The following is a 21,950-nucleotide window of genomic DNA, read 5'->3' on the forward strand; positions in this document are numbered from 1 at the left end:
AAATTAATAGTTTGTTATTGTAATTGTTTTAAAATCAGATCTTTGAACAATTTTTAAATTATTAATAATTGTATTCTCTCCTAAAACTTGAATTAAATTATAATTTCCATATTGCTGTATCTCAAAATTTGAATCCTTTTTACCATAGTAACTAATAAATTCATAGTTATTATGATTCCCTATTTGATTTATATTTTGAATGTTAGAATTTGCTTTAACATTTATATAATTATTAGTTCCTATTTGAGATATATTTAGAAGTTTATTTTTTGAAATAGAGTAATTTAAAGCTGCTTCAATTTTTAAATCATTATAAATAATTGGTGCTTTTTCAGTAATTGTATTTTTAAAATATTGATGAATTATAAATGTATTTTCATCAGTAATCTGAGCATATAGTTTTACTGAAAAAAAGGATAGTAAACAAACAAATAATATTTTATAAGTTGTTTTCATTAAGCACATTTTTAAAAAAGGAGGGAGTTTATCCCCCCTTTTTTGAGAGTATTAACTAAAATTATTTATTAGTGTTCTCCACCTCCACAATTTCCGCCTTCATTTCCTCCACCACCATTTTGGCGAACATTAGCATAATTTCCAAAACCAGATTGGAATACTACACTATTGTTTTGAGAACCATGTTGATTTACAAAAGAATTATTATAAGAACCAACTTGTAAAGTGCCACTCCAATTTAAATGACCTCTTTGCTCAGTTCTAGCTTCATTATCATTTCCAAATTGTAATGTTCCACTCCAACCATCATGTCCATGTTGCTCTGTGTAAGCTTCATTATCTGCTCCAAATTGTGATGTCCAAGATTCATTTGAGTTTCCTGTTTGAAAAGTTGTTTGTTCATTACCATCACCTATTTGTAACACATAGCTTTCATTAGCTTTACTATTTTGTGTAGTTGTTGATTTGTTATCGTCACCAAATTGAGCTGTGGTACTAAAACTTCCATTTCCAGCTTGATTTGTTGTGGCTTCATTACCTTCTCCAACTTGTAATGTGTAACTTAAAACATTGTGTCCTACTTGGTTCGTAGTAGAAGAGTTATCTTTTCCAAATTGAGCTGTATATGCATCATTACCATTTCCTTTTTGATCGGTAACTTGAGTATTTCCATAGCCCTTTTGATATACATAACTTTGGTGAGCTTCTGTTTCTTCTTCACCTTCTCCACCTTTTTGAGAAGTTGTTGATGTGTTTTTATTCCCATATTGAAACTCATAAGCTTCATGACCTGTTCCACGTTGGTCAACTGAAGAACTGTTTCCATTACCAAATTGATGTTGAACTACATAATTTTCTTTACCGTGTTGTTCAGCAAAAGCACTGTTCCAATTACCTCTTTGCACTTGATACGCTTCATTTCCATTTCCTCTTTGAATTATTTCAGCTCTACTACCTACATCAAAAAACCAAAAATAATAAGAATCTGCTTGATCTTGAATTGCTAAGTTTTCTTTTCCATTTTGATCAATTATAGCTAAATTACCAACATCTCTTTGTTTTTGACGAGCCATGTTTCCATTTCCTTCTTGTGTTGCTTCAGCTCTATTAAACTCACCTATTTGATCAATAATAACATCATTTAAATGTCCCTTTTGACTTACAATTGCAGCGTTAAACCAACCCAATTGATCAATGTCTGACATATTGGTATTACCATGTTGTTCAACCGTTGCCGCATTCATAGTACCTTGTGAATTTACATCACTTTGATTTGATTGTGCGTAAATTAATGTTGAAGCCATTAAAAAAACCACAAGCCCTAAAATTAATTTTTTTTTCATAATAAAAATTTTTATATTAATATATTAAACATCTTTATTAAATTATTTATAGAGCGAATCAACTATTTAAGAAATAATTATAATACAATTTCTTAAAAAACTCTATAATTAATAAAGGATTCAAACTAAAATGTAGGGTTTAAACTAGGGTAACTAAAGGGTGAGTGACAATTTTTTATGCTTTGATAATTAAAAAAATATTATATTTAATTATTACTACTAATTTACAGATTACATTAACGTTTTCAAAAAAAAATCTAAGAAAAAATATAATTTATAATCATTCTTTACAGGTACTTTGGTTACATAAAAAATAATAAAAAAACTAAATAATACGGTTTAAAAAATTTAAAAACAAAAAATCCTGCAATTTGCAGGATTTTAGTTTGGTCTTCTATCTGGTAAACAGAAGTTCTCTATACTTTGTCAATGGCCAAATTTCATCATCAACCATTATTTCTAGCTTATCACAATAGTACCTGATTTCTTCTAAAAAAGGTTTTACATTTTTGCAATAATCATTTGCCTTTGCTTCAAAATTAGTCAATTTATTTGCCTTTTTTCTGGCATCAATCATTTCATCAATTTTAATGTGGATTACTTCAATATTTTCCGAAATACGCTTTATAAGCTTAATTTGCTCCCCAGCGTGCTTTTCAAAATCTTTTCCAAATATTTCTTTTAAACCTGTAACATTTTTAATTAACATATTTTGATAACGTACCGCTGTTGGCACCACATGATTTCCAGCAATATCACCTAAAACTCTAGATTCTATTTGAATACGCATTGTATAATCTTCCATTTCAATTTCATAACGAGCTTCAGTTTCTTTTTTACTCATTACCTTCATTTCTTCAAATAAAGCAATCGTTTTTTTAGAAATTTTTGCTTTTAAAGCTTCCGGTGTAGTTTTATTATTACTTAAACCTCTTTTTTTAGCTTCTTTTTCCCATTCTAAACCATAACCATTTCCTTCAAATAAAATATTTTTAGAGGATTTAATATATTCTCTTAGCACATTAAAAATAGCTTCATCCTTTTTTAAATCTTTTTCTTCAATTAATGCATCAACTTCAATTTTAAAATCTTTTAATTGTTTTGCAACAATCGTATTTAGAACAGTCATTGGATTTGCACAATTTGCAGTAGAACCTACAGCTCTAAACTCAAACTTATTACCTGTAAATGCAAAAGGTGAAGTTCTATTTCTATCTGTATTATCTAACAAAACATCCGGAATTTTACCAACAACATTTAATTTAAGGTCTGTTTTTTCTTCTGGAGACAGTTTGCCATTTGTTACTCCTTCTAACTCTTCTAAAACATTGGTTAATTGTTGCCCTATAAAAATGGACATAATTGCTGGTGGTGCTTCATTAGCACCAAGCCTATGGTCGTTACTTGCAGATGCAATTGATGCTCTTAATAATTCTTCATTATTATAAACCGCTTTAATTGTATTGATAAAAAAAGTTAAAAACTGAAGATTGCTCATTGGAGTTTTTCCAGGTGATAATAAATTTACTCCAGCATCATTAGATAATGACCAATTATTGTGTTTTCCTGAACCATTAACTCCTGCAAAAGGTTTTTCATGCAATAAAACTTTAAAATCATGACGAAGAGCCACACGCCCCATTACATCCATTAGTAAAGAATTATGATCAACCGCTAAATTAGCTTCTTCATAAATTGGAGCTAACTCAAACTGGTTTGGTGCAACTTCGTTGTGCCTAGTTTTAACAGGAATTCCTAAATACATGCACTCTGTTTCTAAATCACGCATAAAATTAAAAGCTCTACTCGGAATAGATCCAAAATAGTGATCATCTAATTGTTGCCCTTTGGCTGGAGAATGGCCTAATAAAGTTCTTCCTGTTAATATAATATCCGGTCTACTTCCAGCCAAGGCTTTGTCAACTAAAAAATACTCTTGTTCCCACCCAAGCGAAGAAGTAACCTTTTTAACATTTTTATCAAAATATTTACAAACTGCGGTTGCCGCATCATCAACTGCGTGCAGCGCTCTTAACAATGGTGTTTTATAATCTAAAGCTTCCCCTGTATATGAAACAAATATTGTTGGAATACATAAAGTTGTGCCATATATAAATGCTGCAGAGGTAGGATCCCAGGCCGTATAACCACGTGCTTCAAATGTGTTTCTAATTCCTCCATGTGGAAAACTTGATGCATCGGGCTCTTGCTGAACAAGTTGACTACCACCAAATTTCTCAATTGCCATTCCATTCTCTATAGTTTCAAAAAACGCATCATGTTTTTCTGCTGTTGCCCCTGTTAGTGGCTGAAACCAATGCGTATAATGAGTAACCCCTTTAGATAAGGCCCATTCTTTCATTGATGCAGATACCTGACTTGCTATTTTGCGATCAATTTTTTTTCCAAGTTTAATGGCACTCATTACTCCTTTATAAGCATCTGAAGTTAAATATTGGCGCATTGTGCCTTCATTAAAAACATTTTCTCCAAATATTTCAGAGCGTTTTTTAGCTTCTTTTATTTCTATAGGCTTTCTGCTTTGAGCAAGTTGAATTGCTTTAAATCTTAATGTTGCCATACTGTTTTTTAAATTTTAACACGAAGATACAAGAATTTTTAAAATATTTTTTTATAAATACTCAACAAATTTCGACTAATTATTTTATTATTTTTTATTTACCCCTATTAAAAATAGGGTATCTATAAAAATTATATTCATTATTTATTTTTACCCCCTTATATTTTTATTGTACAGTTTAAATAATTATTTTTGTGCAAATTATTTTGAAAACATAAAATTTATTTAACAATATGGCAAAAATAAAATTAGAGTATATCTGGTTAGACGGGTACTTACCAACTCAAAATTTAAGAAGTAAAACTAAAGTTGAAGAACACGAAAATTTTAAAGGAACTTTAGATGAAATAGGACTTTGGTCTTTTGATGGCTCTTCTACAAAACAAGCTGAAGGAGGATCTTCTGACTGCGTTTTAAAACCAGTTGCCATTTATCCAGATCCAGATAGGATAAATGGATATTTAGTAATGACAGAAGTTTTAAATACTGATGGAACTCCACACCCTTCAAACGGTAGAGCTACTATTGATGATGATAATGATGATTTCTGGTTTGGATTTGAGCAAGAGTACTTTATTATGGATGTTAAAACAGAATTACCTTTAGGTTTTCCAAGGGGTGGTTATCCAAAACCTCAAGGGATGTATTACTGTTCTGTTGGTGGTTTAAATACTCACGGGCGTGACTTAGTTGAAGAACATGCTGATGCTTGTATTAAAGCAGGTTTAAACTTTGAAGGAATTAACCAAGAAGTTGCTTGTGGACAATGGGAATACCAATTATTTGCAAAAGGAGCTAAAAAAGCTGGTGATGAAATTTGGATTTCTAGATATTTATTGGACAGGTTAACTGAAAAACATAATTACTATATTGAATACCACCCAAAACCACTTGGTGATACTGATTGGAATGGTTCTGGCATGCACGCAAACTTCTCAAACACTACTTTAAGAACTTGTGGATCTAGAGAAACTTATGAAAAAATTTGTGAAGCTTTCCGTCCAGTAACTAAAGAGCACATTGAAGTTTATGGAGCTTTTAACGATCAACGTTTAACAGGTAAACACGAAACGCAATCTATCTCTGATTTCTCTTATGGAATTTCTGATAGAGGAGCTTCAATTAGAATTCCTATTATGGTTGTTCAAAAAGGTTGGAAAGGTTGGCTAGAAGATCGTCGTCCAGCTTCAAACGCAGATCCATATAAGGTTGCTGCAAGAATTATTAAAACTGTAAAATCGGCTAAAATTTAATTTTAACCTATTTATAAAAATAAAAAAAACACTGCAAATGCAGTGTTTTTTTTATCCTTTTTTATCCTTTTTTTATGAAATTATCATTTTATAAATAAATACACCATATAATACAATAAGTATTAAGCCTTCTTTCCAGCTTAATTTCATTTTAACTGGTGCAAAAACCAAAGGAAAAACTAATAATGAAAAACCAAGCATCCAATAAATATCACTTGAAAGTAATCCTTGATCTGTAACTTTTATTGGTGTAATTATTGAAGTTAGTCCCAAAACTGCTAAAATATTAAATACATTAGATCCAATTAAATTTCCTAAAGAAATTGCCTTTTCCTTTTTTAATACTGCAATAACTGAAGCCGCTAGTTCAGGTATAGATGTTCCAACAGAAACAATTGTAATTCCAATAATACGCTCACTTACATTAAATTTTGTAGCCATACCAACTGCTCCATCTATTAACAATTCTGAACCTCCCCAAAGTGCCACACCTCCTATAACTAAATACAAAAAATCTTTATATAAAGGCAATTCAACATCGTCCTCAGGTAATTCATCAACAACTGCAGGTTTTTGAAATCGCAATAAATAAATCAAAAATACAATTAACATAGAAAATAGAATAATCCCTTCATTTCTCACCAACACACCATCAAAAGCAATAAAAACATATAATAACAATGAAGAAATTATCATTACTGGCCAATCAGTTTTATAAAAACTTTTTTCTACACTAATAGTAGAAATTAAAATAGTAATTGCCAATACCAAACCTAAATTTGCAATATTTGAACCAATAACATTTCCTAAAGCAATATCTGCGTGGTCATTTAAGGCTGATTTTATACTAACAATAAGCTCAGGAGCAGATGTGGCAAAAGAAACAACTGTCATACCAATTACAATTTTTGGTATTAATAAACGTAGTGAAAACCCAACAGCGGCCTTTAGTAACCAATTTCCACCTAAAATCAACAACACCAATCCAACTATCACAAACAGTAAATTCATATAAATTCTTTTTTGCAAATATAGTAGAATTAAAATCTTATTAGTACTGCATTTAATATTTGAGAAACTTAATATTTTGTTAAATAACTATTTTTATAGTTGATTAACTAACTTAATAGTTTATATTTGTTTAAAATATTTCAATAAATGGAAAAATTAACGAGTAAAGAAGAAGAAATAATGCACGTTTTATGGAAGCTTAAAAAGGCTTTTGTAAAAGAGGTTGTTGCAGATTTACCCAAACCTAAACCACATTACAACACTGTTTCAACAGTAATTAGAAAAATGGAAGATAAGGGCTTTGTAAAACATGAAGCTTTTGGAAACACACATAGATACTACCCGAATATTTCAAAAGAAGATTACCGAAAAAAATATTTTTCAACAGTTATAAACAATTACTTCGAAAATTCATACAAAAATGTAGTTTCATTTTTCGCAAAAGAAGAAAAAATAAGCGTTGATGAGTTAAAAGAAATTATAAAGATTATTGAAAATAAAGAAAAACAATAATTATGGACTATTTATTAAAGGCAAGTGGTTTAGTAATAATACTTTTTTTATTTTATTACTTTTTTCTAAAAAATGAAACGTTTTTTAAATCTATTAGAAGTTACTTTTTAATTGGTTTAATAATTGTTGTTTCAATTCCTTTAGTTGAAATACCAATATATGTAGAACAAACTGTTTCCCAGTTTAAAGCAGTTAATTTTACAGAAATTTCTTCAACTCAATTAATTTCACAAGAATCTTTTAATTGGTTACAATTAATTACAATTGCATACTTAATAGGTGCTGTATTTTTTTGCTTAAAATTTTTTATTCAACTAATTTCGTTAGGTTATTTACTATCAAAGCACGAGTTTATAAAACAAGGCAACTATTATTTTGTTGAAACTTTAAAAAATATTTCTCCATTTTCATTTTTTAATATAATTATTTACAATAAAAACCAATTTTCTATTGATGAACTTGAGCAAATTATTAATCACGAAAAAGCTCATGTGTTACAATGGCATTCTGTTGACACAATTTTGGCTCATTTATTAGTAATTACATTATGGTTTAACCCGTTTGTATGGTTATATAAAAAGGCTGTTCAGCAAAATTTAGAATTTTTAGCTGATGCGTATGCTCTTGAAATGGCTCAAAACCAAAAACTTTACAAACTCACTTTATTAAAAACCTGTAGTTCTAATTTTTGTACAGAAATAACAAATAATTTTTACAATTCACTAATAAAAAAACGAATAGATATGTTACACAAAAAGCGATCAAAAAATAAAAGTCAATGGAAATATGCATTGTTATTACCTTTAATTACTGCATTTATAATAACATTTAATACAAAAACAATAGCACAAGAAAAGAAACTAGTTGAAATTGAAGAGGTTGACAATTTAAAAGTAGAATTACTTATAGATAAAAATTCAACAAACGAAACTTTAAAAGAAGAAACAGATTTTTTCAAAAAAGAATTTAATATAGTTTTAAATTTTAAAGGAATTAAAAGAAATTCAGATAATGAAATTACTGCAATTAAAATAAATACAAAAGGAGATAACATAAAAGCAATGTTTGAAAATAAAGGAAATGAACCTATAAAACCAATAAAAATCTCCTATGATTCTAATGCTAATTCTGTTTCAATTGGTAATGTAAAAGAATTACATGATAAACATTATTCCAATAATATTCATATAATAAGTGATACTAAAATTGATAAACCAGATGCTAAAGGCAAAAATTACATATTTGTCACATCAGATGGAGATAAAAAAACTTGGACTTCAAAAGGTGATAAAAAAGAAAATATTGTTTTTTTCTCAAATAACGGTAATGATTCTATCGTTAAAAAAGAAACAATTATTTTAAAAGGTGACCACGAAAATGTTTGGATACAAGAAAATGATGAAAACGAAAAAATTACAATTAATATTAATGACGAGGTAGAAGATGGCGAAAACATTTTTGTTCTGAAAGAAAATGGTGAAAAAGGAAAATTACATAAGGTAAAAATTAAAAAAGGAAAATTTATTTCCGATGGTGGAGTAATAATTAAAAACAATAATAAGTTTTCAGATGACTCTTATGTAAAAGAAAAAAACATAATGGTTTTTAGTTCTGATAAAGAAAAACCTATTATCTACATTAATGGTAATTTATCAACAAATGAAGCTCTAAAAGAGTTAGACCCAAATATTATTGAAAAAATGGAAGTTTTAAAAGGTGATAATGCAATTAAAGAATATGGCGAAAAAGCAAAAAATGGAGTTATATTAATTACTACAAAAAAGAAATAATTATTTTAAATAAGCTTTTAATAAAACACACTTTTTCTAAATTGGGAAAGTGTGTTTTATTTTTTATAAAATAATGAAAACCCATATTTTATCCAATCTAGAGCATACTTTCTCCTTTACTTTTCAAAAGTAATTTAAAAAACACTATTGTTTTATTACAAATTTTAAGTTTTGCTATGTTTATTATTACTTTTCAAAATTATAATATAGCATAAAACTTACATCAACAAATTAATATTATAAATTAGCTTACGATTAAAAATCAAATTAATTAATATGGCTCTAAATTTTTGCAAGTAATTTATTAAATACCATACCTTCTTTTAAGAATTAATTCTCACACTATTTATTAACCTTAAAAACAATTAGTATGACATCAATTTTTGCATTATTAACTGCACTAATATTAACTATTATTAATTATTTTTTCTAAACCCTAATTAACTTTTCCATTCGGTTTTTGGATTATTAACATTACTAATTTAAAATGTCAAATATCAAATCAGCTCTAAACATTTCCTACTTTTTTGTGGGATTTGTTTTTTATGTATTTTTACAAAATGAAAAAAAAGTTATTTAAATTATTAGCAAAATTAAATAAGATAATTTTTCCAAGTTTTTCTAAAAGTAAACTTGAAATTAGCAAAGCCAAAAAATGGCAAATGGCTATTATTGGATGGCGTTATTTTGTTACAAAAAATAGTTTGTAAATTATAAAAAAATAGTATATTTGCACCCTCAAAACGGCCTCGTGGCGCAACTGAATAGCGCACTTGATTACGGCTCAAGAGGTTACAGGTTTGAATCCTGTCGAGGTCACTAATGTTTTTAACATTTCAAACCAAATCCTTGTAAACATTATGTTTTATAAGGATTTTTTTTTTTAGACCAACATATAAATTGATTTAATTTAATATATTTGGTCAACAAATCGGTCAACAAAAATTTGCGCGGTCAACATTGTTGACCAGATGACCAAAAAACCATAGTTGATTTGACTTTCGTCTTGAATAAAGTTTAACTTAAAAAAGACGACAACTATGAAAACATCGACAACTTTTTCAATCCTTATTTGGATTAACGCTTCGCGTGCAAAAAACAATCAAGCTGAATTATACGCAAGAATTACGGTAAATCAAAAACGAGCGAATATTAGTTTAAAGAGGAAAATTAATATTGATTCCTGGGATAAATCAAAATCCAAGCTAAAAGGAAACAGTGAATATGCAAGAAATCAAAACCAATTTATTGAACAAATTAAAGCCAAACTACACAAAATTCATATTGATTTATTCAATCAAGAAAAGCTAATCACAGCTCAATTAATAAAAGCTACATTCTTAGGTGAAGGAGAGAAAAACAAATCTCTAAATGAAATCATTACTTACCATTCAAAAATAATTAATAATACCTTAGCTTCAGGAACAATTAGAAATTTTGGAATTACTGAAAACTACATTTCTAAGTTTTTAGAACAAAAAAGAAAAACCACCGACATTTACTTAAATGAATTGAATTATAAATTTATTTGTGATTTTGAAAGCTTCCTTAATAGTTATTGGCCAAAAGGACACCCAAAAGCAATGGGACATAATACTGTTATGAAGCATCTCCAACGTCTTCGAAAAATAGTAACCCTCGCCTACCACTTAGAATGGTTACATAAAGACCCATTTATAAGGTGGAAACCTACTTTTGAAAAAACGAATAGAGAATTTCTTTCAGACTGTGAATTATCAAATATAGAATCTCACGAATTCATTTCAGAACGATTGGAAAGAGTTCGCGATTTATTTGTGTTTAGTTGCTACACTGGTATTAGTTATAGCGATATAATGAATCTAACCAAAGGTCATATTCACTTAGGCATTGATGGTAATAATTGGATTATTACTAAACGTCAAAAAACAAACATAATAGTTAAAGTTCCAATACTTGAAAAAGCACAATATCTCATTGATAAGTATAGTACACATCCAATTACAAAAGTAACAGGAACACTCTTTCCAATAATTACGAATGAAAAATTAAACTCATATTTAAAGGAAGTAGCTAATTTTTCTGGTATCAAAAAGAATCTAACATTTCATATGGCACGTCATACTTTTGCAACTACCGTAACCTTAACAAACGGTGTTCCAATAGAAACCGTATCAAAAATGTTAGGCCATACAAAACTGGCAACTACTCAAATTTATGCACGTGTTATTGAACGAAAAGTAAGTGAAGATATGAACAATCTTAAGGTATTATTAGCTAATAAATCCAATCAAACAAAGGGAAAAGAAAACCAAAAATCAATTAGTTAGCTATAATTTAATGATTTTTAGTATTTTGGCTTTTTAAATTAGCAACTGAAAAATCTATGAAAGAAATTAATACACTTATAGAAAACTATAAGTTTAAAATTACTATTGTAAAAAAGTCAAACCAGGGTGAGTTAAAAAAAATCAGTGAAAGTATTAAAATTACAAGAGAATTTTTAAATCAACTAAGAGTTTATATCAGAAAAAATGATTTCACTTCGAAAGAAGATGAAATCATTTTTTTTAAATATCAAAAACCAATAATACTTGGGCAATTAATGTATTTATCTGCTAAAAATACATTTCTAATTGAAAAACCAACTACAAGTATTTCACATAAAAGAAATTTCATTAAAAAGTCTTTGAAAAAAATCGAAGCTAAGAAAAAGCGAAATTTAGAATTTTTTAAATATTACACTCATAATGGCTCTAGTTTAGATGATAAATATTTTATACGAGGCAACAGCCAACTTGAATTATTTAGCAATGTTTTTCTTTTAGACAAAGATCCCATTTTTTCAACAAGTCACGATATAAAAGCAGCTGAAGTTATTGCCTATGATTTAATTACAAAATTTTATGCAAAAGAAATTTTAAGATTAAAACAAGAAGAAAATAATAGCAAAGTTAAAATTGTAAAGCCTCCAATTCTAAATGATTTATCCTGGACAGGTTCTAAAACCGAATTAGTAGAACTGTTATACGGTCTTAATGCTGCAGGAGCTATCAGAAATGGTCAAGCAGAGATGAAAAAATTAGTGGAGGTGTGCAAAGAACTGTTCGGAATAGATTTAGGTAATATTTACAAAACTTATAGTGAAATAAAGTTACGAGAAAATGAACCAACAAAATTTCTAGATTTAATGAAGAACAGACTTCTTCAAAAAATGCAAATTGAATAGTATAAAAACATACTAGACTGACAATCAGTAAATAACTAAAATACAGTTGTTCTTTTTTTTCGGTAGTTGAACCCGACTACCGAAAACGTAATTTTTGTCGTTTTTACATCAAAAAACAGCATATTTTAACCAAAATTATGCTGTTTTATCTTTATTTATAAATCTCAATTCAAAAAAAAAGGACTCTTTAAAATTATTTTTTAGGTAAAACATTAATTATCAATATTTAAGAGTTTTCTAAATGTTAAAATTTATCGGTAGTTGAACCCGACTACCGAAGAATTCCCAAAAAAAGGTTTCAGCTTTGTAGCACGAAAGTCAAATCGCTATAAACTAATTATTAATTTAAAAAATGCTGAAACTATGCCAACACAAATTATTACAACCGATGATTTAAGAGAATTCAAAATTGAATTACTAGAAGACATTAAAAGTTTACTTCAAAAAAATACTGCTGTTCCACAAAAGAAATATTTAAAATCAGCAGAAATGATGAAACTTTTAAAAGTAAGTCAAGGAACACTTCAAACTTTAAGAATTAATGGAACACTACCCTACACTAAAATTGGAGGAATCATTTTCTATGATGCAGATGAAATTTCAAAAGTAATGAAAGAAAACAGCATTCATAATAAATTTTAACTTACGTCATTCCGCACGGTTGCTGAGCCTATCGAAGTATGATGCGGAATCTCATTCTATAAAACTATGAATTACATCAAACACCTCAACGGTGTATTGCATCAATTTTCAAAAGATACACGTTTAAATCCAACTCATATAAGTCTATACATTGCCTTATTTCAGTTTTGGAATTACAACCGATTTCCTAATGAATTTTATATAAACCGTGAAGAAATAATGAAATTTTCTAAAATTGGATCTAATACCACATATCACCGTTGTATAAAAGAGTTAAGTCATTGGAGATACATCCTTTACAGTCCATCACACAACCCATTTAAAGGCAGTAAAGTGAAGTTGTTTAATTTCAGTACAAGCGATAAGCAAGCCGTGTATTTAGACTCTACCATAAACGGACAAGCACTGGTATCTTATATAAACATTAATAAACATACTATAAACTTTATTAAACTAGAGGCAATCGCAAAAGAAAAATTGATTTTAGATTTTTTTAAAAAAGAAAATTATCCAGAATTGGAAGCCAAAAAATTTTTCAATCATTATCAGGGAATTGGTTGGAAAGTTGGTGGAAAAGCAAAAATGGTAGATTGGCAAGCTACGGCCAGAAGTTGGATGCTAAAAGCTGAAGAAATGAATTTGTCAGTTCGAGCGCAGTCGAGAACAAAGAATGAAAACAATTTACCACTTAACCAAAATCAAGACAACCTCCACACCAACCAAAACAAAAATTACGATGAACCACTTTAAAAAATCCAATTTAAGAAACCCGACCTATTTGAATTTCTGTAGAAATTCAAAATTGTGAAGCGTTTGAGCAAGCCAAAGAGCGCAGCGGTCTGGTGGCGAAAGCGTAACAATTGTAGAATTTAAAGAAATTAAAATCAGTCTTGATTTTTTGTTTCGTTTTGCATCAAGGCAAAATGATAAGAACACCAAGGAAACCTAAAAATAAGCTTTTATACTTCAAATAAATTCAGAAATCATAAAAACCAACAGCTATGAACCCAACACCTCACATAAAAACCGAAGGAACCTCAAAATTCCAAATCGGTGAAATCAAAAACAACGTAATTCACTACGACTTCGAAAAAATAAAAACCTACCTCAACATAAAAGGGCATTTACTATTTGGTAAAAACTTCAGAATCTACAAAGAAGACGAACCTCTGTTATTCAAACTTTGCTGTTACTACATTCAAGATCATTACAGCTGTGCTCAAATGGGAATCGACGCCAACAAAGGAATTTTATTAACAGGTCCCGTAGGATGTGGAAAAACATCTTTGATGAAATTATTAACACACTTAGCACCACATAAAACAAACTATGAAATTATTCCAACACGAAACATCGTATTTAATTTTAATGCAAGAGGGTACGATGTTCTAGAAAAATATAATCAAAATCATAACTATTGTTTTGACGATTTAGGGGTAGAACCAACAGGTTCTCATTATACAAAAGAATGCAACGTACTAGGAGAAATCCTCCTCTCTCGTTATGACTTATTCTGTCACCCCGAGCGGAGTCGAAGGGTCTTAACACATATAACTACAAATTTGAATGCCCTAGAAATTGAAAAACTCTACGGAAATAGAGTTCGTAGTAGGATGCGGAAAATGTTCAACCTTATAAGTTTTGATGAAAATTCAATAGACAAAAGAATTTAGGTTATTAATAAAATATTTAACAACCTATTTTAAAAGAGAAATAACAACATCTTGAAAATATTACCACAAACGATTGATTATCTGACGTTTATGTTTTTTAAATAAGCGGTTGTAATCTAAATTTAACAACTTTTTAATAAAAAACAATATTATTTGTCTATATTTGTACCTTGAAATGAAACAGATTTTCAACAAAATATTAGCAATTTTAATGTCATTCGTGGTCCTTTTCTCCACAATGTCATTTACTATAAGTGAGCACTATTGTGGTGATTACTTAGTAGATAGCGCTGTATTTTCTAAAGCTGAATCTTGTGAAATGGAGATGGAAATGGATATGTCATCATCTACAGAAGATTGTAATTTCGAAAAAGAAGATTGTTGTAAAGATATAAATAAGATTGTTGAAGGTCAAAATGAGTTGAATATTCAAGTTGTTAATTTAGACTTTGAACAACAATCATTTATTGCTTCTTTTATTTATTCTTACATTAACTTATTTGAAGGATTAGACAAAAATGTTGTTCCTTTTAAAAATTATTCACCTCCACTTATTGTCAAGGACATCCAAGTTCTTGACCAAGTATTTTTAATTTGATTATATAGTATTGAGTTTTAGCAAATTTTTATTTGTTAAGGCATAGTTGTGTTTAAATCAGAAATGATTTAGACCAAGTTAACGTATGTTTTAGGTTTTTTAACGAAATCTAAAATGTTATTTAAAACATATCAATACATATAAAAATGTTAAATAAAAGTATTAAATTTTTAATAGAAAATAAATTAGTAGCTGTATTATTATTGTTGCTTTTTATTGGATGGGGAGTTTCAACAGCTCCATTTGATTGGAATACCGGAAGTATTCCAAGAAACCCAGTGGCAGTTGATGCCATTCCAGATATTGGAGAAAATCAACAAATCGTTTTCACCAAATGGAGCGGAAGATCTCCACAAGATATTGAAGATCAAATTACCTACCCACTTACAACCTCCTTATTGGGAATTCCAGGTGTTAAAACAATTAGAAGTTCTTCTATGTTTGGTTTTTCCAGTATTTATATCATTTTTGAAGAAGATATTGAGTTTTACTGGAGTCGTAGTCGAATTTTAGAAAAATTAAACTCTCTTCCAAGTGGATTACTTCCAAACGATGTTCAACCAGCATTAGGTCCAGACGCAACTGGTTTGGGACAAATTTACTGGTACACTTTAGAAGGAAGAGATGAACAAGGAAATGTAACTGGTGGCTGGGATTTACACGAATTACGAAGCATACAAGATTATTATGTGAAATATGCGCTTTCTTCGGCTTCGGGAGTTTCTGAAGTTGCTTCTATTGGTGGTTACGTGCAAGAATATCAAATAGATGTAGATCCAGATATTTTGAAGGAATACAACATTTCACTAGAACAAGTAGTAAATGCTGCACGTAATACCAATAAAGATATTGGAGCAAAAACCATTGAAATCAATCAGGCTGAATATTTAGTGCGTGGATTGGGTTATATAAAATCTGTTGAAGATATTGAAAATGCAGTAGTGACTTCCAAAGATTTCACTTCCATATTAATTAAAGATATTGCAAAAGTATCTTTAGGCCCTGCAGAACGAAGAGGAATATTAGATAAAGAAGGAGCCGAAGTTGTTGGTGGTGTTGTGGTTGCACGCTATGGTGCAAATCCAATGGAAGTTATTACCAATGTAAAAAAACAAATAGCTGATATAAGCACAGGTTTACCTTCAAAAGTGTTAAAAGATGGTCGTACATCACAAGTTACTATTGTTCCTTTTTACGATAGAACCGAACTAATTCAGGAAACATTAAACACTTTAGATGAAGCATTAACCTTAGAGATTTTAATTACCATTTTGGTAATTATTGTAATGGTTTTTAACCTTAGGGCTTCCGTTTTAATTTCTGGATTATTGCCCATTGCAGTTTTAATGGTTTTTATTTCAATGAAATTATTTAATGTTGATGCTAACATTGTAGCGCTGTCAGGTATTGCGATTGCAATTGGGACAATGGTAGATGTTGGGGTCATCTTATCTGAAAATGTTATAAGGCATATGGATGAGGATAAAGACAATTTACCTATAAATAAAGTTGTATATAATGCAACTGCTGAAGTATCAGGTGCGATTATTACTGCAGTAATGACCACTATTATAAGTTTTGTTCCAGTATTTACTATGATAGGTGCTGAAGGTAAACTATTTCGACCATTGGCTTTTACAAAAACAATGGCGTTAACTTCAGCTTTAATTGTAGCTTTATTTTTAATTCCACCTTTTGCAGCTTGGTTGTTTGGATGGAAACCATCTTTGAAAAAAGGAAAATATATTGGTAGTATCGGATTAATTATAGCCGGTATTGTTGGTGTTGTTGGAGGTTATTATGTAGCATTCTTATTAATAGCTTTCGGCGTTTCTAGTATTTTAAAAATAAAAGAAATTCTTACCGAAGAAAAAGCAAACTACTTAAATATTACAATATCGGCCATAACTATTATTGCATTACTAAGTGTGTATTGGAGACCTTTAGGAGTTGATAATTCTATATTCACAAATCTAGTTTTTGTAGGCGTAATTTGTTTTGGATTGCTTGGTATTTTTACATTGTTTAGAAGAAGTTATGTAAAAATTTTAAACTGGGCTTTAAATAACAAAATTTTGTTTTTAAGCGTTCCAACCATCATTATTGTATTTGGTGTAAGTGTATGGAAAAATACAGGAAAAGAATTTATGCCGGCATTAAATGAAGGTTCATTTTTATTAATGCCAACTTCTATGCCACATTCTGGAATTGCAGAAAACAAACGTATTTTGCAACAATTAGATATGGCTGTGGCAACCATTCCAGAAATTAAAACAGTGGTTGGTAAATCGGGTAGAATAGAAAGTGCCTTAGATCCAGCACCATTATCTATGTATGAGAATGTAATAATTTATAAGCCAGAATATAAATTAGATGAAGATGGAAAACGGATTAAGTTTAAAGTTAATGAAAATGATTTGTTTGAAACTAAAGCAGGAAACTTCATTCCTTCTGGAACCAAAACTGAAACCACCAATTTAATTGAAGATTCAGATGGTGAATATTATAGAAACTGGCGTAAACAAATAAAATCTGCTGATGATATCTGGAATGAAATAGTTCGGGTTACAAAATTACCTGGTGTTACTTCAGCTCCTAAATTACAACCAATAGAAACTCGTTTGGTGATGCTTCAAACAGGAATGCGGGCACCTATGGGAATTAAAGTAAAAGGTCAAAATTTAGCACAAATCGAAGCTTTTGGTTTAGAGTTGGAAAATGTTTTAAAGCAAGTTCCAGGTGTTAAAAAAGAAGCTGTTTTTGCTGATAGAATCGTAGGAAAACCGTATTTGTTATTTGATATTGATCGAGAAAAATTAGCGCGTTATGGTTTGTCTATTAACAAAGTACAAAGTATTTTGGAAGTTGCAATTGGTGGTAAATTATTAACTCAAACAGTAGAAGGAAGAGAACGTTATGGAGTTAGAGTGCGTTATCCGAGAGAAAAACGTACTAGTCCTGAAGATTTAAAGAAAATTTATGTACCTACACCTGGTGGAAATCCAATTCCATTAGCAGAATTAGTCACAATTAAATATGAGCAAGGTCCACAAGTAATTAAAAGTGAAGATACTTTTTTAGTGGGCTATGTATTATTTGATAAGATGGATGGTGAAGCTGAAGTTACCGTAGTAGAAAAAGCTCAAGCTGCCATTCAAGGGCAAATAGACAGAGGAGAATTGGTAATTCCAAAAGGGATTAATTACCAGTTTACAGGAACTTATGAAAACCAGTTAAGGGCAGAAAAAACCTTATCGGTTGTTGTTCCTTTAGCCTTGGCAATAATCTTTTTAATCTTGTATTTCCAATTTCGTTCTGTAACAACTTCATTAATGGTGTTTACAGGAATCGCCGTAGCTTTTGCGGGTGGTTTTATGATGATTTGGTTATATGGTGAAGCTTGGTTTTTGAACTTTGATGTCTTTGGCGTAAACCTTCGTCAACTTTTTCAAATGCACCCTATTAATTTAAGTGTAGCTGTTTGGGTTGGTTTTATTGCCTTGTTCGGAATTGCAACCGATGATGGAGTGGTGATGGCAACCTATTTAACTCAAACTTTTGAAAGAAATGAACCAACTACGAAACAAGAAATAAGAGCTTCTATAATTGAAGCTGGTGAAAAAAGAATTCGTCCTTGTTTAATGACAACTGCAACAACAATGCTTGCATTGTTACCAGTATTAACATCTACAGGAAGAGGATCAGATATTATGATCCCAATGGCAATTCCAAGTTTTGGAGGAATGTTAATTGCGCTTATTACTTTGTTTGTAGTGCCTGTATTATTCAGTTTTAAAAAAGAAATTTCATTAAAAAAAATAACAAATGAAAATTAATTTAATAGTTATGATTGCGTTTCTACTAACCCTAACGGTAAAAGCTCAATCGTTAAACGACTACTTACAAATAGCTTCAGAAAATAATCCTGAATTAAAAGCTATTCAATATAAATACGAAAGTGCTTTAGAAAAAGTTGTTGAAGTAGGAAGCCTACCAAATACAACCATTTCAGTTGGCTATTTTGCGCAAGAGGTAGAAACAAGAGTTGGGGCTCAAAAAGCAAAAATTTCGGCAAGTCAAATGTTACCTTGGTTTGGAACTTTAAATGCAAAACAGGAAAGTGCACAATTTAATGCTGCTGCACAATTAAACAATTATGAATTTGCAAAAAGGAAATTGTTTTTAGATGTGAAAACTACCTATTTTGAATTGTTTGAACTCAACCAAAAAGAGCAATTGCTTGTTGAAAATATAGAAATTCTAAAAACTTTTGAAAGTTTGGCATTGAATGAGTTGGAAAACAATCGTTCAACTATGGTAGATGTTCTTAAGATTAGAATGGAAAAAAACGAACTTTTAAATCAATTAAGTACGGTTCAAGAAAATTTGAGTGCTAAAAAAATTGCATTTAATTTATTGCTCAACAGGGATGAAAAAAGTACTGTTTTAGTTGTTGAAAATGTAAATATTATATATTCAGAAGATTTTAATAAAGAACAAATTTCAGATAATCCAAAATTGTTACAATTGGAAAATTTGAAAAATGCCTCAGAAAAATCGGAATTGGCAACTAAAAAAGAAGGCTTACCAACCATTGGTATTGGTTTAGACTATGGTTTTATTGAAAATAGAGCTGTTGAAAACCTTGCTGATAACGGAAAAGATATTGTGATGCCAATGGTAACTGTTTCTTTTCCATTGTTTTCAAAAAAATACAGTTCTAAACAAAAGCAATTACAATTAGAGCAAAAAGCAATTGAAACAACTAAAGTAAATACCTACAATCAATTGCAAACCGTTTTTGAAAATGCAAAAAGTAAACTTTCTAATTCAAAAGTTTCAATTGCAACACAAATAAAAAATATTAATGAGGCAGAAAGTGCAAAAAAAGTATTGTTAGCTGCTTATGAAACTTCAAAAATTGATTTTGAACAATTACTTGAAATTCAGCAATTACAATTAAAATTTCAATTAAAAAAAGTGATTTCAGAAAAAGAGTATGAAATTCAAAAATCAACATTAGAATTTTTAACAAAAGATAACTAAGATGAAAAAATATATAATTTACATAGGAATATTAACAGCTGGTCTAATTTTAGGATGGTTGTTATTTGGAAATTCTTCAAACTCTGAAGAAAAACACAATCACGAATCTTCTCAAACGGAAAATCAACAATGGACGTGCTCAATGCATCCACAAATTATGCAGCCAGAACCAGGTGATTGCCCAATTTGTGGAATGGATTTAATTCCTGCTGAAACTTCAGCAGATGGATTAGAAAAAAATGAGTTTAAAATGAGTAATAACGCTTTAGCTTTAGCTAATATTGAAACTACCATAATTAGTAATACCACAAATTCAGCAGGTAGTTTAACGCTTTCAGGAAAAATTAATGAAAATGAAAAAACAAATGCTATACAAACTGCACATTTTGGTGGTAGAATTGAAAAGCTATTTGTTAATACTACAGGAGAAAAGGTGAATCAAGGACAACAATTAGCACTCATTTATTCCCCTGAATTGGTTACAGCACAAAAAGAATTACTAACGGCCATAGAATCAAAAACAAAGGATTTGACACTGTACAAAGCTGTTAGAAATAAATTAAAATTATGGAAACTTTCTGAAAGTCAGATTAATAAAATTGAAGAATCTAAAGCAATTATTACCAACTTTCCAGTGTATGCAAATGTTAGTGGAATAGTTACTAAAAAAATGGTTGAAGAAGGTAATTATGTTAAGGAAGGTCAAAGCTTACTTATGATTTCAAATTTAACTACAGTTTGGGCAGATTTTGATGCTTATGAAAAGCAACTTTCAACCATAAAAAAAGGGGATGACATTACAATTACAACCAACACAAACCCAAACAAAGAGCTGAAAGCGAAAATTTCATTTATAGATCCAGTTCTAAATACTTCAACTAGAACAGTTGTGGTTAGAGCAGAATTAAATAATCGAAATGGAGAATTAAAACCTGGAATGTTTGTCAAAGGGGTGTTAGCTTCAAGTAATGTAAAAAGCAATAAAAAAACTATAATATCTGTGCCTAAATCTTCTGTTTTATGGACCGGAAAACGCTCTGTAGTTTATGTTAAAAAACAAGGTGATGAACCAATTTTTGAGTTACGAGAAGTTACTTTAGGAAACGAAATTGGTGAACATTATGAAATTTTAAATGGTTTATCTGAAAATGAAGAAATTGTTACCAACGGAACTTTTACTGTAGATGCCGCTGCACAACTTCAAGGGAAAAAAAGTATGATGAGTCCAGAAGGAGGAATAGTAGTTACTGGTCACGAAAATCATATAGGAATGCAAGATACTGGAAATGACCAAAATGGAGAAGCAGAAGTAGTTAATCGAATTAAAGTTGATTCCAAGTTTCAAGATCAATTAAGCAACTTATTTACCAGTTATTTAGCAATAAAAGATGCTTTGGTTAATGATAATACTAAACTTACACAAACCTCCGCAATAACTTTTATTGATAATCTTGAAAAGATGGATATGAAGCTTTTAAAAGATAGTAAATCTCATAATGTATGGATGCCAATTCTAGAAGTACTTAAATCCTCTTCAAACAAAATTTCAAGCACAACTGAAATTAAAATTCAAAGAGAGTATTTTGTGTCGTTATCTAATAATATAATTAAATCAATTGAAACATTTGGAGTAAATAGAAAAGTGCTTAAACAATTTTGTCCAATGGCTAATAATGATAAAGGAGCTTTTTGGTTAAGCTTGGATGAAGAAATTAAGAACCCTTATTTTGGACAAGCAATGCTTAAATGTGGTAGTACAGAAGCTACAATCAAATAACGAGAATTTTAAACTACCTTTCAATTATTTGATGGGTAGTTTTAAAATAGTTTAATTAA

At 29.6% G+C, this 21,950-nt stretch carries 17 protein-coding genes and 1 tRNA gene; 14 read left to right on the forward strand and 4 right to left on the reverse strand.

The features are described 5' to 3' along the window. Positions 1-3: 3 nt before the first annotated feature. The 3 genes from BX611_RS09365 to BX611_RS09375 form a co-directional block, all read right to left on the reverse strand. On the reverse strand, positions 4-456 hold the full coding sequence (locus BX611_RS09365; protein WP_115880563.1) for a hypothetical protein: 453 nt from the start codon (positions 454-456) through the stop codon (positions 4-6). 68 nt (positions 457-524) lie between these two features. After that, positions 525-1,799, reverse strand: coding sequence for a hypothetical protein (locus BX611_RS09370; protein ID WP_115880565.1), 1,275 nt, complete (start codon positions 1,797-1,799; stop codon positions 525-527). A gap of 394 nt (positions 1,800-2,193) precedes the next feature. Continuing rightward, positions 2,194-4,380, reverse strand: coding sequence for a glutamine synthetase III family protein (locus BX611_RS09375; RefSeq protein ID WP_115880567.1), 2,187 nt, complete (start codon positions 4,378-4,380; stop codon positions 2,194-2,196). Positions 4,381-4,613: 233 nt separating this feature from the next. Between BX611_RS09375 and BX611_RS09380 the strand changes: the two genes are divergently transcribed. Continuing rightward, positions 4,614-5,633, forward strand: coding sequence for a glutamine synthetase beta-grasp domain-containing protein (locus tag BX611_RS09380; protein WP_115880569.1), 1,020 nt, complete (start codon positions 4,614-4,616; stop codon positions 5,631-5,633). A gap of 72 nt (positions 5,634-5,705) precedes the next feature. Here the strand turns inward: BX611_RS09380 and BX611_RS09385 are convergent, their stop codons facing one another. Further along, entirely contained in the window at positions 5,706-6,644 is a 939-nt protein-coding gene (locus tag BX611_RS09385; RefSeq protein WP_115880571.1) for a calcium/sodium antiporter, read from the reverse strand. Positions 6,645-6,791: 147 nt separating this feature from the next. On the opposite strand from BX611_RS09385, the gene BX611_RS09390 reads away from it, so the two are divergent. The 13 genes from BX611_RS09390 to BX611_RS09450 all read left to right on the forward strand — a co-directional run bounded on the left by BX611_RS09390 (position 6,792) and on the right by BX611_RS09450 (position 21,891). Then, positions 6,792-7,157 (forward strand): BlaI/MecI/CopY family transcriptional regulator, encoded by a 366-nt coding sequence (locus BX611_RS09390; RefSeq protein WP_115880573.1) that lies wholly within the window; start codon positions 6,792-6,794, stop codon positions 7,155-7,157. 2 nt (positions 7,158-7,159) lie between these two features. Then, positions 7,160-8,947 (forward strand): M56 family metallopeptidase, encoded by a 1,788-nt coding sequence (locus tag BX611_RS09395; protein ID WP_115880575.1) that lies wholly within the window; start codon positions 7,160-7,162, stop codon positions 8,945-8,947. A 560-nt stretch (positions 8,948-9,507) separates the two neighbouring features. Beyond that, positions 9,508-9,657: an SsrA-binding protein gene (locus BX611_RS09400; RefSeq protein ID WP_115880577.1), complete on the forward strand. Its 150-nt coding sequence runs from the start codon at positions 9,508-9,510 to the stop codon at positions 9,655-9,657. A 35-nt stretch (positions 9,658-9,692) separates the two neighbouring features. Continuing rightward, a tRNA-Arg gene (locus BX611_RS09405) sits at positions 9,693-9,766 on the forward strand. Positions 9,767-9,987: 221 nt separating this feature from the next. Further along, positions 9,988-11,256, forward strand: coding sequence for a site-specific integrase (locus tag BX611_RS09410; protein ID WP_115880579.1), 1,269 nt, complete (start codon positions 9,988-9,990; stop codon positions 11,254-11,256). A 56-nt stretch (positions 11,257-11,312) separates the two neighbouring features. Further along, positions 11,313-12,155, forward strand: a complete 843-nt coding sequence (locus BX611_RS09415) for an RteC domain-containing protein (RefSeq protein ID WP_115880581.1) — start codon at positions 11,313-11,315, stop codon at positions 12,153-12,155. Positions 12,156-12,518: 363 nt separating this feature from the next. Next, entirely contained in the window at positions 12,519-12,797 is a 279-nt protein-coding gene (locus tag BX611_RS09420; protein ID WP_115881909.1) for a helix-turn-helix domain-containing protein, read from the forward strand. A 66-nt stretch (positions 12,798-12,863) separates the two neighbouring features. Beyond that, on the forward strand, positions 12,864-13,547 hold the full coding sequence (locus BX611_RS09425; RefSeq protein ID WP_115880583.1) for a hypothetical protein: 684 nt from the start codon (positions 12,864-12,866) through the stop codon (positions 13,545-13,547). A 473-nt stretch (positions 13,548-14,020) separates the two neighbouring features. Further along, on the forward strand, positions 14,021-14,470 hold the full coding sequence (locus BX611_RS09430; protein ID WP_317047893.1) for an ATP-binding cassette domain-containing protein: 450 nt from the start codon (positions 14,021-14,023) through the stop codon (positions 14,468-14,470). Between the two features lie 175 nt (positions 14,471-14,645). Beyond that, positions 14,646-15,068, forward strand: a complete 423-nt coding sequence (locus tag BX611_RS09435) for an HYC_CC_PP family protein (protein WP_115880587.1) — start codon at positions 14,646-14,648, stop codon at positions 15,066-15,068. A 146-nt stretch (positions 15,069-15,214) separates the two neighbouring features. Then, the gene (locus BX611_RS09440; RefSeq protein ID WP_115880589.1) at positions 15,215-18,904 is read left to right on the forward strand and encodes an efflux RND transporter permease subunit; all 3,690 of its coding nucleotides are present in this window, start codon (positions 15,215-15,217) and stop codon (positions 18,902-18,904) included. Then, positions 18,894-20,114 (forward strand): TolC family protein, encoded by a 1,221-nt coding sequence (locus BX611_RS09445; protein WP_115880591.1) that lies wholly within the window; start codon positions 18,894-18,896, stop codon positions 20,112-20,114. The genes BX611_RS09440 and BX611_RS09445 overlap by 11 nt, the downstream gene beginning before the upstream one ends. Before the next feature lies 1 nt (position 20,115). Continuing rightward, positions 20,116-21,891: an efflux RND transporter periplasmic adaptor subunit gene (locus BX611_RS09450; protein ID WP_115880593.1), complete on the forward strand. Its 1,776-nt coding sequence runs from the start codon at positions 20,116-20,118 to the stop codon at positions 21,889-21,891. Positions 21,892-21,950: the final 59 nt, after the last annotated feature.

Origin of the sequence: Lutibacter oceani (assembly GCF_003384935.1) — a bacterium.
Classification (GTDB): Bacteria; Bacteroidota; Bacteroidia; order Flavobacteriales; family Flavobacteriaceae; genus Lutibacter; species Lutibacter oceani.

Bases quoted from the DNA above. Each gene is read 5' to 3' on its own strand.
- BX611_RS09420 (WP_115881909.1), top strand. From the start codon at position 12,519: ATGCCAACACAAATTATTACAACCGATGATTTAAGAGAATTCAAAATT.
- BX611_RS09390 (WP_115880573.1), top strand. From the start codon at position 6,792: ATGGAAAAATTAACGAGTAAAGAAGAAGAAATAATGCACGTTTTATGG.
- BX611_RS09365 (WP_115880563.1), bottom strand. From the start codon at position 456: ATGAAAACAACTTATAAAATATTATTTGTTTGTTTACTATCCTTTTTT.
- BX611_RS09395 (WP_115880575.1), top strand. From the start codon at position 7,160: ATGGACTATTTATTAAAGGCAAGTGGTTTAGTAATAATACTTTTTTTA.
- BX611_RS09380 (WP_115880569.1), top strand. From the start codon at position 4,614: ATGGCAAAAATAAAATTAGAGTATATCTGGTTAGACGGGTACTTACCA.
- BX611_RS09445 (WP_115880591.1), top strand. From the start codon at position 18,894: ATGAAAATTAATTTAATAGTTATGATTGCGTTTCTACTAACCCTAACG.
- BX611_RS09385 (WP_115880571.1), bottom strand. From the start codon at position 6,644: ATGAATTTACTGTTTGTGATAGTTGGATTGGTGTTGTTGATTTTAGGT.
- BX611_RS09430 (WP_317047893.1), top strand. From the start codon at position 14,021: ATGGGAATCGACGCCAACAAAGGAATTTTATTAACAGGTCCCGTAGGA.
- BX611_RS09425 (WP_115880583.1), top strand. From the start codon at position 12,864: ATGAATTACATCAAACACCTCAACGGTGTATTGCATCAATTTTCAAAA.
- BX611_RS09375 (WP_115880567.1), bottom strand. From the start codon at position 4,380: ATGGCAACATTAAGATTTAAAGCAATTCAACTTGCTCAAAGCAGAAAG.
- BX611_RS09450 (WP_115880593.1), top strand. From the start codon at position 20,116: ATGAAAAAATATATAATTTACATAGGAATATTAACAGCTGGTCTAATT.
- BX611_RS09400 (WP_115880577.1), top strand. From the start codon at position 9,508: ATGAAAAAAAAGTTATTTAAATTATTAGCAAAATTAAATAAGATAATT.
- BX611_RS09410 (WP_115880579.1), top strand. From the start codon at position 9,988: ATGAAAACATCGACAACTTTTTCAATCCTTATTTGGATTAACGCTTCG.
- BX611_RS09415 (WP_115880581.1), top strand. From the start codon at position 11,313: ATGAAAGAAATTAATACACTTATAGAAAACTATAAGTTTAAAATTACT.
- BX611_RS09370 (WP_115880565.1), bottom strand. From the start codon at position 1,799: ATGAAAAAAAAATTAATTTTAGGGCTTGTGGTTTTTTTAATGGCTTCA.
- BX611_RS09440 (WP_115880589.1), top strand. From the start codon at position 15,215: ATGTTAAATAAAAGTATTAAATTTTTAATAGAAAATAAATTAGTAGCT.
- BX611_RS09435 (WP_115880587.1), top strand. From the start codon at position 14,646: ATGAAACAGATTTTCAACAAAATATTAGCAATTTTAATGTCATTCGTG.